The sequence below is a fragment of the Streptomyces sp. enrichment culture genome (assembly GCF_964272895.1).
In the GTDB taxonomy this organism is placed as follows: Bacteria; Actinomycetota; Actinomycetes; order Streptomycetales; family Streptomycetaceae; genus Streptomyces.
Genome location: NZ_OZ186832.1, coordinates 3,402,684 through 3,416,766, shown reverse-complemented (window position 1 = coordinate 3,416,766; position 14,083 = coordinate 3,402,684). Strand labels below are relative to the sequence as shown.

Genomic DNA, 14,083 nt, shown 5'->3' with positions numbered 1-14,083 from the left:
CCTACGTCCACCGGACGTACCCCAAGGGGCGCGGGGAACTGCGCGACCAGCCACACACCACCCGCAGCCCGGCGACGACAGGTCACCACCCCGAACGAACCCGGTACTCAACCCAACTGAACCGGCAGCGGCGCCCGATGCGTCACGATCAGCCCCGACACCGCACGGGTCAGCGCGACATACAACCGCCGCAACCCCGTCCGCTCGTCCGGCTCCCCGTCCACCACCGCCTGCGGCTCGTCCAGCACCACGTGGTCGTACTCCAGACCCTTGGCGAGGGAAGCCGGGACGAGCGTGAGCCGTGTGTCGGGAGTGGTCTCCTGACCGGGGTCCAGAAACCCGATCCCCGCCTCGGCCAACGCCCCCGCCAGGCCGGCGACCCGCGCATCCGCGGCGATGAGCCCGATGGACCCCTCCCGCAGGAGGGAATCCCGCACCGCCGCCACCACGTCGTCGTCCCCGTCGACCGCCCGCACCTCGAAGGATCCGGGGTTCTCCCGGACCGACGCCACAGGGGTCAGTCCGGGCGCGATGTGCGGCAGCAGCCGGGACGCGTAGGCGATGACATCCGTCGGGACACGGAAACCGGCCGTCAGCTCCTCGATCACCGCGTCGGACTTCCCGAGATGCGCGAGCGCCTCCTCCCAGCTGCGGGTGGCCCACGGAGTCGTGCCCTGCGCCAGGTCGCCCAGCACGGTCGCGGAACCGGTCGTGCAGCGGCGCCCCACCGCCCGGTACTGCATCGGCGACAGGTCCTGCGCCTCGTCCAGGACCACATGCCCGAGGGACGGCGTGCGCTCGACGAGATCCGCGGCCTCGTCGATCAGCACCGCGTCGGCCGCCGACCACTTCGCCGACTTCACCGACCGCACCGGCCGGGCCCACAGGATCGTCTTCTGCTCCTCCCGCGACAGCACACCGTCGGCGTGCACGGCGAGGAACTCGGCGTCCGTGAGCAGGCGCAGCACGAGTTTCGCCGGGTCGACGGCCGGCCAGATCGCCTTGACGGCGGCCTTCACCGCGCTGCTGCGGGCGACCGCGTCCTGCACCCGGTCGTCGGGCGCCTCGCCGGACCGTTCCATCTGCACCAGCACGGCGTGCGCGATCCGCTGCGGCAGGGCCTCGCGGCCGGCGCCGTAGCGCAGGCCCCGGTCCAGCAGCTCCCGGACCGTCTCCTCCAGTTCGTACGCCGGGACACGCCACCGCCGTGATCCGCGCACCACGACGACCGGCTCGGTCGGCATCGTCACGTGCGCGTACACCGCCCGGCGCAGCACCTCCGCCATCCGCGCGTCACCCTTGACGACCGCGGCGGCCGCGTCGTCCGTGCCGCGCACCTCGACATGCGCCACGAGGTCGTCCACCGTGGCCTGCCGGACCGTCAACTCGCCCAGAGCGGGGAGGACTTGCTCGATGTAGTGCAGGAAGGACCGGTTCGGCCCGATGACGAGCGTGCCGGTGCGGGCCAGCCGCTCACGGTGGGCGTACAGCAGATACGCGACCCGGTGCAGACCGACCGCCGTCTTCCCGGTCCCCGGCCCGCCCTGCACACACACGGTCCCGCCCAGTCCGGACCGGACGATCTCGTCCTGCTCCGGCTGGATCGTCGCCACGATGTCCCGCATGGGGCCGACGCGCGGACGCTCGATCTCCTGCTGGAGCAGCTTGCTGGCCTTGGCGGTCTCCTCCGGGTCGGACAGGTGCTCGTCCTCGTACGCGGTGAGCTCGCCGCCGGTGTAGCCGAAGCGGCGGCGCAGCGCGATGTCCATGGGGTCCTTCTTGGACGCCCGGTAGAACGCCTGGGACACCGGGGCGCGCCAGTCGATGACCATGGGGTCGCCGTCGGCGTCGTGGACGTGGCGCCGCCCGACGTAGAAGCGTTCCCCCTCGGCTCCCTCGGCCTTCTCGGCGCCCGGCGCGTGCAGGTAGTCGAGGCGGCCGAAGAACAGCGGGGTGTCGCTGAGGTCGGCCAGGGCCTTGATGCGCTCCTCGATCTGGCGCTCCAGGATCTGGGCGTTGACCCAGTTCGCGGTGACGTCGCTGATGTCCAGCGACTCCACGTCCTCGCGCATCGCGCGCAGGGCGGCGCGGGACGCGGCCAGGTGGGAGCGCTCTCGGGAGAGGGGGTCGACGGCGGGCGTGGACAAGGGGGTGCCTCCGGAGGACCTGCTGGGCTGGTGGTGGCTGCGGATGCCGACCGGTTTCCGTCCGGGCGGCGGCGCTCCGTCGAGGGGAGGCGGGCAAGAGCGGAGATTCTAGGGGAGCGGCCGGGACGGGGGCCAACGGTTTTCTCGACCCCTAGGGGACGCCGGCCGCACCCCCGCAGGGGCGGCTCCCCCGGAGGTCGGACGGGGCCGAAGCCGGGTTCAGCCCCCGGACCGATGTCGTACTTATGTCCGTAATCGCACTATGGAGACATGAGCGCAGCAACCATCAACCCGGCCCCGATCCGCCCCTCCGGCGCCAGCGCCCTGGTCGCCGGGCACCGCCACCGCCTCGGCGACGTCCTGCGCGCGATCAAGGTCTACGCGGGCGCCGCCTTCGACGTGGTCATCCTCGGCGAGTACGGCGAGGAGGCGGGCGTCCGCCGCAGATGAGCGGGGCGCCGGTCACCCGCGGCGGGAGCCGATCGGTCAGCTCTCCGCCAGCAGCTCGTCCGCGTCCATGATCCGGTACGCGTAGCCCTGCTCGGCCAGGAAGCGCTGGCGGTGCGCGGCGAAGTCCTGGTCGAGGGTGTCGCGGGCGACGACCGAGTAGAAGTGGGCCTGGTGGCCGTCGGCCTTGGGGCGCAGGACCCGGCCGAGGCGCTGGGCCTCCTCCTGGCGGGAGCCGAAGGTGCCGGACACCTGGATGGCGACGGTGGCCTCCGGCAGGTCGATGGAGAAGTTCGCCACCTTCGAGACGACCAGGACGCTGATCTCGCCCTCCCGGAAGGCGTCGAACAGCTTCTCGCGCTGGGCGTTCGACGTCTCGCCCTTGATCACCGGCGCGCCGAGGTGCTCGCCCAGTTCGTCGAGCTGGTCGATGTACTGGCCGATGACGAGGATCTGCTGGCCCGCGAAGCGCCGGACGATCGCCTCGGTGACCTTCCGCTTGGTGTCCGTCGTCGCGCAGAACCGGTACTTCTCCTCCGCCTCGGCCGTCGCGTACGCCAGCCGCTCGGAGTCGGTGAGGTTGACTCGGACCTCCACGCAGTCCGCGGGCGCGATGTAGCCCTGCGCCTCGATCTCCTTCCACGGCGCGTCGAACCGCTTCGGGCCGATGAGGGAGAAGACGTCGGACTCGCGGCCGTCCTCCCGCACCAGGGTCGCGGTCAGGCCGAGACGGCGGCGGGCCTGGAGGTCGGCGGTGAACTTGAAGACGGGCGCGGGCAGCAGGTGCACCTCGTCGTAGACGATCAGGCCCCAGTCGCGGGAGTCGAACAGCTCCAGGTGCGGGTAGACGCCCTTGCGCCGGGTCGTCAGCACCTGGTACGTGGCGATGGTGACCGGGCGGATCTCCTTCTTCGTCCCGCTGTACTCGCCGATCTCGTCCTCGGTCAGGCTCGTCCGCTTCACCAGCTCGTGCTTCCACTGCCGGGCGGAGACGGTGTTGGTGACGAGGATCAGGGTCGTCGACCTGGCCCGCGCCATCGCCCCCGCTCCGACCAGCGTCTTTCCGGCGCCGCAGGGCAGGACGACGACACCGGAGCCGCCGTGCCAGAAGTTCTCCACGGCCTGCTTCTGGTAGGGCCGCAGCGCCCAGCCGTCCTCGGCGAGGTCGATCGGGTGCGCCTCGCCGTCGACGTATCCGGCGAGGTCCTCGGCGGGCCAGCCCAGCTTGAGCAGGGTCTGCTTGATCTGGCCGCGCTCGGAGGGGTGCACGGCGACGGTGTCGGGGTCGATCCGGGCGCCGACCAGCGGGGCGATCCGCTTGGAGCGCAGCACCTCCTCCAGCACCGGGCGGTCGGTGGTGGTCAGCACCAGCCCGTGCGCGGGGTGCTTGGAGAGGGTGAGGCGGCCGTAGCGGTCCATCGTCTCGGCGATGTCGACCAGCAGCGCGTGCGGCACGGGGTAGCGGCTGTACTGCACCAGCGCGTCCACGACCTGCTCGGCGTCGTGCCCGGCGGCGCGCGCGTTCCACAGGCCCAGCGGGGTGAGCCGGTAGGTGTGGATGTGCTCGGGGGCCCGCTCCAGCTCCGCGAACGGCGCGATGGCCCGGCGGCAGGCGTCCGCCTGCTCGTGGTCGACTTCCAGCAGCAGGGTCTTGTCGGACTGGACGATGAGAGGACCGTTCACGTACGCCATCCTTCCGCACGGGCCAAACGTCCAGTGTGCCCCATCGGCCGGCGAACTCGGCGGGCGTGCCCGCGGTGGTGCCTGCGCGGGCGATGGCCACGCACATCCTGGCGGTCACCTCGGACTGGCAGGTCCGGCGCCTCCGGCGGGGAACCGCGGCTGGGCCTACTCGTCCGCCAGCTCTGCCACGCCCGTGACGCGGTGCAGTGGGTAGGTGCGGACCTCGTCGGCCGTGTGGTCGTACGCCGTGACGAAGCCGCCCTCGACGCGGACCGGGGCGATGACGCGCTGGCTGGCGGCGCCCTCGGCGTTGACGTAGCCGATCCACAGGGCCTGCCCGGTCAGGACGGCGGCCTGCATGGTGGCCAGGGTCTCGGCGGCGGAGGTGCGGGGCAGCTCGCCCGGGGCGAGCGGGGCGTCGTCGACCGGCTTGCGCGGGGCGGTGGAGGCCACGTCGCCCGCCCGGATGGCGCGGATCGCCGCGGCGAGGAGGGTGGCGTCCGGCGTCGGCGGGCCCTCCGGGACCGGCTCGGGGGCCGTGCGCGGCGGGGTGCGGTGGGCGTGGGCGCGGGTGATCAGCACATCGCCCTCCGCCGACTCCGCGGCCGGCGCGAACCCCATCGCGCGCAGCCCCTCCAGCAGGCCCGCCGGATCCGCCTGCGCGGCCAGCACGGTCGGCGCCAGGCGCCGCAGCCGCAGACCCTCGGCCCGCTTGTCGGCCAGGATCTCGTTCAGCACGCCCTCGTCGTCGCAGCGCACGTACGACGAGGCCGCGCCCACCCGCAGATGCCCGTGCCTGCGGGCCACGTCGTCGATGAGATACGCCAGCGGCTGCGGCACCGGCGTGCGCGAGTGCGCGGCCAGGAACGCGTGCAGGTCGGCGGCCGTACGACCGGCGTCCAGGGCCCGGCGTACCGAGGCGGGCGTGAACCGGTACACGGTCGCGCCGCCCTTGGACTCCACGTCCGCCAGCACGTCCAGCGTCTCGGCCAGCGGCCGCCGCAGCGGGCCGGGCGCCACCGCCGTCAGGTCCGCCTGGAGCAGCACATGGTCGAGGGGCTCGGGCAGCAGCGGGGCGAGCAGCCGGGCGGCGGCCGCGGAGGCGACGGCCTGCTCGGCGGGGGACAGCGGCTCGGCGGCGGGCACCGGGCGGTGCGGGGCGGGCAGCCTGTCGCCGGGCCCCTCGTCCTTGTGCTCCGCGGCCGCCGGGAGGGCGAGCAGCGCGCGTCCGTGCGAGGACAGGGCGCCGCGACCCGTCACGCCGAGCAGCTCCGCCTCCGACAGCGTCCAGCGGGCCAGCCGGGTGCGCAGGTCGTCCTCGCCGCGCCGGCCGCCGCGCAGCGGCCGCTCCCAGTGGAGCCGGGCCAGCAGGGACTCGGCGTCGGGCGCGGCGCCCTCCGGCAGCGCGGCCAGCAGGGTCAGCACCCGGTGCCGCACCTCGGGCGCGGCCGACCGGTCCAGGCCGGGGCCGAGCGCCGACAGGGTGCGCTCCTTGGCGTCCCGTCCGCCGACGACTCCCGGTGTCCGCGTCGCGTGCAGCCAGGTCTCGGCGAGGTGGGCCCAGCGCTCGGCGGGCGGACGCTCCAGCCACTCGTCGTAGGCGGGCGTGGCCGCGTACCGCTCGTCGGCCTCCCCGTCGGAGGCGATCAGCCCGGCCGTGTACGCCAGTTCCACCCAGAACGCGGCGACCGGCTCGGACACGTCCAGCGCGACGGCCGTCCGCTTCAGATCGCGCACGCTCAGCCCGCCGGCCCGCAGCACCGCCGGGCCGCCCTCGTCCCACTCCTTCAGCAGTTCCTCGACCGTCGCCAGCGCGGTGAACGCCTGCCCGGCCGCGGTGGCGTCCACCACCTTCGTCCCGTGCGCGGCGGCGGCCACCACGGCGGGCGGCACCGGCTCCGGCGCGCGGTGCGCGCGCCCGGCGCGCAGATGCAGGGCGACCTCGCGCGGCAGCACCACCGTGCCCGGCGCGGTCGGCAGCAGCAGACCCCGGTCCAGCAGCCAGCGCAGCCGGGGCGCCGGATCGGCGGTGACCTGCCCGTACGGCGGCCCCCACACCAGGCGCTCCAGCACCTCCACGGAGTCGCTGGGCGCCTCGTCGAGCAGCGCCGACAGCCGCCGCCGGTCCCGGAACAGCTCCGTCAGCGCGTCGGCGGCGGACACCGGGTCATGGGTGGACGGCAGCCCGGCCGCCGTCACGATCTCCTGGATCCGCCCCGGCGACATCCCGGCCGTCGCCTCCCGCACGGTCGGCCCGAGCCCCGTCGGCGACGGATGCTGCGGCGAGGGCGCGAGCAGTTCCCGTGCCGTGCGCACCAGCCGCAGCCGGTCGTCGCCGCCCCACACCAGCGCCTGCTCCCGCAGGACCCCGAGCGCCCGCGGCAGCGCCGCCGTCACCGGCGGATCGCCCTCGTCCCCGCCCATCAGCCCGAGCAGTTCCTCGTACGTCGCCGGATCGCCCGCCACCGCCAGCGCCTCCGCCGTCTGCAGCGCGAACCGGTCCAGCCGCTCCAGCGCCCGCACCACCGACGCCCGCGTGCCCGCCCGCGTCGCCAGCTGCGTCAGATCCGTGGGAACGGGCGTGATGAGATCCGGACGGCTGCGCAGGAGCGCGGCCAATGAGGAGTCGTCCCTGCCGCGAAGCGCCTCCGCGAGGGACCGGGGGGCGTTGGCCTCGGTGCTCATCTGACTCACGGTAGCGGGTGGGTACGACGGCGGGGTGCGGACCGGGGCGGGTTGCGCGGCGGCGGGGACGGCCTGCGGCTGCCCGCGGCCGGGGCGACCCGCAGTCCCGCACCGGACCTCGACCACACCGGACAATCCGCGCGGTACCTTCATCCGCGTGGGGATCGAGAGCGACCAGGTGGTCTACGAATACCTGAGCCGAGTCGGGGACGTGGCGCACCAGCGCCAGCTGCCCTCGGCGGACCGCATGCGCCTCGTCGCGGCGCTGAGGGACGAGATCGACCGCCGACGGGCGAAGGCGGTCGTGGACTCCCCGACCGCCGTCCGCCGCATCCTGGAGCGGATCGGCACCCCGGACGAGGTCGTCGAGGCGGCCGGCACCGGCACCGGTACCGCGCGCACCGCGGAGGCGGCACCGGGCGCCGCCGTGCCCGTGCAGCGCGAGAGCGGGCCGAGACCGGCCGTACCGCGCCCCCGCTCCGAGGGCGCCGCGCCCCCGCACCGGGCCGGCGCGGACGAACTCGGCGACAGCGCGGAGCAGCCCGACTGGTGGCGGTCGGACACCGGCGGCACCGGCGGCGACGAGGTGCCGGGCTTCGTCGGCGGCGTACTGATCCCGGATCTCCTCAAGCGCCCGCCGAAGAAGAAGGCCGCCGAGACCGCCGAGGACGCCGAGGGCGAGGCGGAGGACGCCGAGGAGGCGCAGGAGGAGACGGAGGCCCGCCCACGCCGCCTCCGGCTGTCCGCGGTACGCCGCTGGAACAACCCCCTGCTGCTGTGCGCCGCCGCGCTGCTGGTCGCCGGCGCGGTGCTCGGCAACCTGGTCGCGCTCGCCGCCGGCTGGCTGATCGCCTGGGCCTCCCGGCGGCTGTCCAAGGCCGAGATCAAGGCCGCGGTGATCGTGCTGCCGGGCCTCGCCGTCGCCGCCGGTGTGCTGTGGCTGTGGGGCCGGGGCACCGGCCGCTGGGGCGACCCCATCGTCCAGGGCCGGACCAGCGACGCCATCGCCGAGACCTGGCCCTGGGTCCTGCGCGGCGCGGCCGTCGCCTCCGCCCTGTTCCTGGTGTGGCGCTCCCAGCGCCAGAAATGAGCCGACCGCCACACGAAGCGAACCGGCCGCGAGGAACCCCCCGCAGCGAACCGGCCGGCAGCGGTCCGGCTGGCAGCGGTCCGGGCGGCAGCGGTCCGGGCGGCAGCGGTCCGGCTGGCAGCGGTCCGGGCGGCAGCGGTCCGGCTGGCAGCGGTCCGGGCGGCAGCGGTCCGGGCGGCAGCGGTCCGGGCGGCAGCGGTCCGGCTGGCAGCGGTCCGGGCGGCAGCGGTCCGGGCGGCAGCGGTCCGGGCGGCAGCGGTCCGGCTGGCAGCGGTCCGGGCGGCAGCGGTCCGGGCGGCAGCGGTCCGGCTGGCAGCGGTCCGGCCAGTAGCGGACCGGGCGGCAGCGGTCCGGCCGGCAGCGGTCCGGCTGGCAGCGAACCGGCCAGTAGCGGACCGGGCGGCAGCGGTCCGGCCGGCAGCGGTCCGGCTGGCAGCGAACCGGCCAGTAGCGGACCGGGCGGCAGCGGTCCGGCCGGCAGCGGTCCGGCTGGCAGCGAACCGGCCAGTAGCGGACCGGGCGGCAGCGGACCGGCCGGCAGCGGTCCGGCTGGCAGCGGACCGGGCGGCAGCGGACCGGCCGGCAGCGGACCGGGCGGCAGCGAGCTCGTCGGACGCGGACCCGCCCGACGCGGACCCGCCTGACGCGACTGGCCGGACGCGGACCCGCCGCGGTGGATCCGCCCGCGGCGAATCCGGCGCAGCGCATCCGCCCCCGGCGCATCCGCCCCTGGTGGATGCGCGCGATGTGAGACGCCCCGGTCCCGCCGGGCCGGCCCCGGCACAATGGCCCCCATGGCCTACACCACCGCGCCCCCGCTCACCGTCGGGTTCGACCTGGACATGACCCTGATCGACTCCCGGCCGGGCATCCACGCCTGCTACACGGCGCTGGCCGAGCGGACGGGGACGTTCATCGACGCCGATCTCGCGGTGAGCCGGCTGGGGCCGCCGCTGGCGCACGAGTTGGCGTACTGGTTCCCGGCCGAGGAGATAGACGTGATGGTCGGCCGCTACCGGGAGCTGTACCCGCGGTACGCCATCCACGCCTCGCACGCGCTGCCCGGCGCCCGTGAGGCGATCGCGGCCGTGCAGCGGGCGGGCGGACGGGCGATCGTCGTCACCGCGAAGAACGAGCCGCACGCCAAGCTGCACCTGGAGCACCTGGGCATCGAACCGGACGCCGTGGTCGGGGACCTGTGGGCCGAGGGCAAGGCGCTGGCGCTGCGCGAGCACGGCGCGGGCGTGTACGTCGGCGACCACGAGGGCGACATACGCGGCGCCCGCGCGGCGGACGCGTTGTCGGTGACCGTGGCGACGGGCCCCTTCGGCGCCGAGGAACTGCGCGCGGCGGGCGCGGACGTGGTCCTCGCCGACCTCACCGAGTTCCCGGCATGGCTGAGCGGCCACCTGGCACCGGCCGGCGGCTGACGGCGCCCGTCACCGGGAGGCGGACTCCCGCGCCTGGCGCCGCCCCGCGGCGACCGAGCGCATCACACCCGCGCCCGCGATGAGGAAGCCGACGCCCATCAGCATGCTCAGCCCGAACATGTACGTCGGAAAGGGCGTCGTGCCCAGCAGCATCGGGGCCACGGTGACGAGAGTGGCCACCGCACCGACGAAGAACACGACGGCTCCGGCCCGGATCAGTCGGTCGCCGGGCGCGGCGGAATTCGTTTGGGTTTTGTCACGCACCCGACCAGGGTAGTTCCCAGCGCGAAGGAACAACCGGGCGACGTCTTGTCAGCCGCCCCGGGACCATTAGCCTTGGTACCGGCGGGTCAGGGACGACCCGCCGCATGGCGTTATAAGCAGTAACCCGCGCAGTCACAAGCAATTTTCCGACGAGTACGAGGACGAGGACGGACGTGCCTACCGGCAAGGTCAAGTGGTTCAACAGCGAGAAGGGCTTCGGCTTTCTCTCCCGCGACGACGGCGGTGACGTCTTCGTCCATTCCTCCGTTCTCCCCGCCGGAGTCGAGACGCTCAAGCCGGGGCAGCGCGTGGAGTTCGGCGTGGTCGCCGGTCAGCGCGGCGACCAGGCCCTGTCGGTGACGCTCCTGGAGCCCACCCCGTCGGTCGCGGCCGCCCAGCGCAAGAAGCCGGACGAGCTGGCCTCCATCGTGCAGGACCTGACGACGCTCCTGGAGAACGTCACCCAGACCCTGGAGCGCGGCCGCTACCCCGACAAGGTCGCCGGCAAGAAGGTCGCCGGCCTGCTGCGCGCGGTCGCCGACCAGCTCGACGTGTAGCACCCGTCAGGGGAAGTCCAGCGCGTCCGGTCCGAGGGGCGGCAGCAGCCCCTCGGCCGCGGCGCGCGTGAGCAGCCCGCGCACGGCCGCGTAGCCGTCCTCGCCGAGGTCGGCGGTGAACTCGTTGACGTAGAGCCCGATGTGCTGGTCGGCGACGGCCGGGTCCATCTCCTGGGCGTGCGCCATGACGTACGGGCGGGAGACCTCGGGGTCGTCCCAGGCGGCCCGCACGGAGGCGCGGATGGAGTCGGCGAGCAGCCGCAGCGTCACCTCGCCCAGGGAGCGCTTGGCGATGATCGCGCCCAACGGGATGGGCAGCCCGGTGGTGTTCTCCCAGTGCTCGCCCATGTCGGCGAGCTGGTGCAGCCCGTAGGTCCGGTACGTGAAGCGCGCCTCGTGGATCACCAGGCCCGCGTCGACCTTCCCGTCCCGTACCGCCGGCATGATCTCGTGGAACGGCATCACCACGATCTCGCCGACCCCGTCGGGGACCGTGTCCGCCGCCCACAGGCGGAAGAGGAGATACGCCGTCGACGTCCGGCTCGGCACGGCCACCGTGCGGCCCGTCAGGTCGGCCCCCGCCTCCCGCGTCAGCACCAGCGGCCCGCACCCGCGGCCCAGCGCGCCGCCGCAGGGCAGCAGGGCGTACTGGTCGAGGACGTACGGCAGCACCGCGTAGGACACCTTCAGCACGTCGAACTCGCCGCGCTCGGCCATGCCGTTGGTGAGGTCGATGTCCGCGAAGGTGACGTCCAGTGCGGGTGCGCCGGGGACGCGGCCGTGGGCGAGCGCGTCGAAGACGAACGTGTCGTTGGGGCAGGGGGAGTAGGCGATCTGCAGGCTCATGCCGTCATCCAACCGTCCAGAACGGGTGCGAGCTTCCCGAAGCCCTCGGTGAGCGCGTCCAGCGCCTCGCCGATGCGCCAGGCGGCGCGGTCGCGCGGGCCCACGGGGTTGGAGATCGCGCGGATCTCCAGGACGGGCCGCCCCTGCGCGTCGGCCGCCTCGGCCACGCCGAAGCCCTCCATGCCCTCGGCGAGGGCGTCCGGGTGCCGGGCGCGCAGTCCGGCCGCGCGGGCGGCGGTGCCGGTGACGGTCGAGACGGTGAGGACGGTGCCCGTGGCCGCGCCGGTGGCGGCCGCGGCCTGCCGTACGAGCGATCTCGGCGGCAGGTGCGAGACGACGCCGAAGCCGAGCTCGGTGACCGGCAGGAAGCCGTCGGCGGTCTCGGCGCCCAGGTCCGCCACGGTGATCGTCCGGGCGACGACGAGCGAGCCGACCGGCGCCTCGGGCTGGAAGCCCCCGCCGATGCCAGCGCACACGACGAGCCCGTACGGGGCGTCGTCGAGGGCGGCCGCGGCGAGCGCGCAGGCGGTGGACGCGGCGGCCGCGGCGGGGCCGACACCGGCCGCCACCAGATCGACTCCGGCGCTCGTCCGCAGCAGGCTCACGCCGGGACGGTGCACCTCCTGCACCGGGCCGGGGAACGCCCGCGCCACCGCGTCCCGTTCGGCCGGGACGGCGGTGGCGATCAGCACACGCGGCACAGGCGTCAGGAGAGGCTGTCCTTGCGCGCGTCCTTCCAGTCCTCGGACTGCTTCACCTTGAACGTCCACACGCCTCGGACACCCTTCGTGCCCTCCTGGATGGAGACCGTGTTGGTGTCGCCCTCACTGCCGTACTGGGCGTTGAAGAACGCGTTGAAGGGCAGGGTGGTGTACGTCTTCTTGGTGGCCTCGGTGAACGGGCGGCCGTTCACCAGCACCACCCAGCCGTGCTCCGCGATCTCCGGGTCGACGCCGAAGCGGACGTACTGGTCCTGGTCCACCTCGATGGACTCGACGTCGTCGGTGTTCTTGGCGCACTTCGCCAGCGACTTCTCGTCGAGCTTGTCGCCGTCGTTGTAGCAGAGGGCCTCGTCACTGATCGAGTCCGAACCGACGGTGATCGTCGCGACGGGCGTCGGCTTGTCGCAGGCCGTGAGGACGAGCAGTCCGGCGGAAACGGCGCCGGCGGCGGCGACGGCGCGGCGGCGTCGCACAACGGATTGCAGCGTGGTCATGGCCGAAGGCTATCGGGCCTCCCGGTCCGCGCTCCCACCTGGGGGCACGGGCACGGCGTGGGTTACGCCACTCGCGTCCGGTGCACCCCGCCGTGCCGGGCCGAGCTCAGCAGCCCCCGTACGGTGGTCAGCCAGCCCAGCGCCACGATCGCCGCGCCCACCGACAGCCCCAGCGTCCCGTTCAGCGGCATCGCGATGCCGACCGCGCCGCCGAACACCCACGACATCTGCAGCAGCGTCTCGGAGCGCGCGAACGCCGACGTGCGCACGTGCTCGGGCACGTCCCGCTGGATCAGCGCGTCCAGGGACAGCTTGGCCAGCGCCTGCGCGAAACCCGCGACCGCGCCCAGGCAGGCCACCAGGGGCGCCCCGAAGAACAGGGCCGCGGAGATCGCCGCCGTCGCCACCAGCGCCACCACCGTCACGATGATGATCTCCGGCGCCCGCGAGCGCAGCCACGCCCCGACCGCCGTACCGCAGGCGTTGCCGACGCCCGCCGACACGGCCACCATGCCCAGCGAGACGGCCGCGCTCTGCCCGGCGAGCGGGTGCTCGCGCAGCAGGAACGCCAGGAAGAAGATCAGGAACCCGGACAGACAGCGCAGCGCGCAGTTCGCGCCCAGGGCGTGGGTCACCGCGATGCCGACCGTGCGCAGGCCGGGCCGCTTGACCGGTTTGCGGTGCGGGCCGTGCAGATGCTCGGCGTCCGCCGCGAGCAGCGCCCGGTCCTCCCCGCGCGCCGAGTCCACCTTGTGCGGCAGCGTGAACGACAGGAACGTGCCCGCCATGAACAGCACGAACGCCCCGTACAGCGGCCAGCGCGGGCCGATCGCCTGGAGCCCGGCCCCGACCGGCGCGGCGATGCCGGTGGCCAGCAGGCCGCCGAGGGTGACCCGTGAGTTCGCCTTCACCAGCGAGAACATCGGCGGCAGCAGCCGGGGCACCACCGCGCTGCGCACCACGCCGTACGCCTTGGACGCCACCAGCACGCCGAGCGCGGCCGGATACAGCTGGAGGCTGCCGCTGACCACCGCGCCGGAGAGCACCAGCGCGAGCAGGGCCCGCGCCAGCATCGCCGTCGCCATCGCGGCGCGGCGGCCGTGCGGGACACGGTCCAGGAGCGGGCCGATCACCGGGGCGAGCAGCGTGAAGGGGGCCATGGTGATGGCGAGGTAGAGCGCGACCCGGCCGCGGGCCTCGTCGGTCGGTACGGAGAAGAAGACGGTGGAGGCCAGCGCGACCGTGATCATCATGTCGCCGGCGCCGTTCACGCCGTGCAGCTCGATCAGCTTGCCGAGCCCCGACTCGCCCGCGCCCTGGGCGTGCGTGGCCTTGCGGATGCCGCGCGCCGGGCCCGTCACCGGCAGGTGCAGCGCACGGCCCAGCCGGCGGACGGAGCCGCGGACCCGGCCCGAACCGCCACCCCGGCTGCTTCCCCTGGTCCCGCCGATCCCGGCGGTCCCCTGGGGCGACCTCGCGGCTGCCACGACGCCATAGTGCCCCGATCCGGGGCCTTGTAGTGCGGTTACCGCGCGTATGGCCCCGCACTTTCGTGGTGGGACACGGCGTCCGGCGCCCTGCCGGAGGGCTGGGAAGATCACTCCGATCGCCCGATAAACCACGTCGGTGTAGGCCGAGCGCCCGCGAACAGGTAGCGTGCGTATCTCAGCCATCCCGCACAATGGATGGCACAGGTGCGCCCGAGCGCGATCGGACGC

At 74.3% G+C, this 14,083-nt stretch carries 12 protein-coding genes; 4 read left to right on the top strand and 8 right to left on the bottom strand.

Annotation, left to right across the window (positions count from 1 at the left end; translation table 11 throughout):
• Nucleotides 1-107 precede the first annotated feature (107 nt).
• Complete coding sequence (locus tag ACSU6M_RS15365; RefSeq protein WP_437070283.1) at nucleotides 108-2,147, bottom strand: HelD family protein; 2,040 nt, start codon at nucleotides 2,145-2,147, stop codon at nucleotides 108-110.
• A gap of 270 nt (nucleotides 2,148-2,417) precedes the next feature.
• Between ACSU6M_RS15365 and ACSU6M_RS15360 the strand changes: the two genes are divergently transcribed.
• Complete coding sequence (locus ACSU6M_RS15360; protein ID WP_437070282.1) at nucleotides 2,418-2,597, top strand: hypothetical protein; 180 nt, start codon at nucleotides 2,418-2,420, stop codon at nucleotides 2,595-2,597.
• 36 nt (nucleotides 2,598-2,633) lie between these two features.
• Here ACSU6M_RS15360 and ACSU6M_RS15355 read toward each other — a convergent pair whose 3' ends face one another.
• Together ACSU6M_RS15355 and ACSU6M_RS15350 are read right to left on the bottom strand one after the other, a co-directional pair.
• Complete coding sequence (locus ACSU6M_RS15355; RefSeq protein ID WP_437070281.1) at nucleotides 2,634-4,277, bottom strand: DNA repair helicase XPB; 1,644 nt, start codon at nucleotides 4,275-4,277, stop codon at nucleotides 2,634-2,636.
• A 165-nt stretch (nucleotides 4,278-4,442) separates the two neighbouring features.
• The gene (locus tag ACSU6M_RS15350) at nucleotides 4,443-6,962 is read right to left on the bottom strand and encodes a helicase-associated domain-containing protein (RefSeq protein ID WP_437070280.1); all 2,520 of its coding nucleotides are present in this window, start codon (nucleotides 6,960-6,962) and stop codon (nucleotides 4,443-4,445) included.
• 157 nt (nucleotides 6,963-7,119) lie between these two features.
• Between ACSU6M_RS15350 and ACSU6M_RS15345 the strand changes: the two genes are divergently transcribed.
• Together ACSU6M_RS15345 and ACSU6M_RS15340 are read left to right on the top strand one after the other, a co-directional pair.
• Nucleotides 7,120-8,052, top strand: coding sequence for a hypothetical protein (locus ACSU6M_RS15345; protein WP_437070279.1), 933 nt, complete (start codon nucleotides 7,120-7,122; stop codon nucleotides 8,050-8,052).
• A 794-nt stretch (nucleotides 8,053-8,846) separates the two neighbouring features.
• Entirely contained in the window at nucleotides 8,847-9,482 is a 636-nt protein-coding gene (locus tag ACSU6M_RS15340; protein WP_437070278.1) for an HAD family hydrolase, read from the top strand.
• Between the two features lie 9 nt (nucleotides 9,483-9,491).
• On the opposite strand, the gene ACSU6M_RS15335 is transcribed toward ACSU6M_RS15340, so the two are convergent.
• Nucleotides 9,492-9,746 carry a hypothetical protein gene (locus ACSU6M_RS15335; protein WP_437070277.1) on the bottom strand — a complete coding sequence of 85 codons (255 nt, stop codon included), beginning with the start codon at nucleotides 9,744-9,746 and terminating at the stop codon, nucleotides 9,492-9,494.
• Nucleotides 9,747-9,919: 173 nt separating this feature from the next.
• Between ACSU6M_RS15335 and ACSU6M_RS15330 the strand changes: the two genes are divergently transcribed.
• A complete protein-coding gene (locus tag ACSU6M_RS15330) occupies nucleotides 9,920-10,303 on the top strand; it encodes a cold-shock protein (protein WP_437070276.1) in 384 nt (127 codons plus the stop codon).
• A gap of 6 nt (nucleotides 10,304-10,309) precedes the next feature.
• On the opposite strand, the gene ACSU6M_RS15325 is transcribed toward ACSU6M_RS15330, so the two are convergent.
• The 4 genes from ACSU6M_RS15325 to ACSU6M_RS15310 form a co-directional block, all read right to left on the bottom strand.
• Complete coding sequence (locus tag ACSU6M_RS15325) at nucleotides 10,310-11,149, bottom strand: 1,4-dihydroxy-6-naphthoate synthase (protein WP_437070275.1); 840 nt, start codon at nucleotides 11,147-11,149, stop codon at nucleotides 10,310-10,312.
• Entirely contained in the window at nucleotides 11,146-11,841 is a 696-nt protein-coding gene (locus ACSU6M_RS15320) for a futalosine hydrolase (RefSeq protein ID WP_437075160.1), read from the bottom strand. The genes ACSU6M_RS15325 and ACSU6M_RS15320 overlap by 4 nt, the downstream gene beginning before the upstream one ends.
• Before the next feature lie 14 nt (nucleotides 11,842-11,855).
• The gene (locus ACSU6M_RS15315; RefSeq protein WP_437070274.1) at nucleotides 11,856-12,365 is read right to left on the bottom strand and encodes a DUF2771 domain-containing protein; all 510 of its coding nucleotides are present in this window, start codon (nucleotides 12,363-12,365) and stop codon (nucleotides 11,856-11,858) included.
• A gap of 62 nt (nucleotides 12,366-12,427) precedes the next feature.
• Nucleotides 12,428-13,852 (bottom strand): MFS transporter, encoded by a 1,425-nt coding sequence (locus ACSU6M_RS15310; RefSeq protein ID WP_437070273.1) that lies wholly within the window; start codon nucleotides 13,850-13,852, stop codon nucleotides 12,428-12,430.
• Between the last annotated feature and the right edge of the window lie 231 nt (nucleotides 13,853-14,083).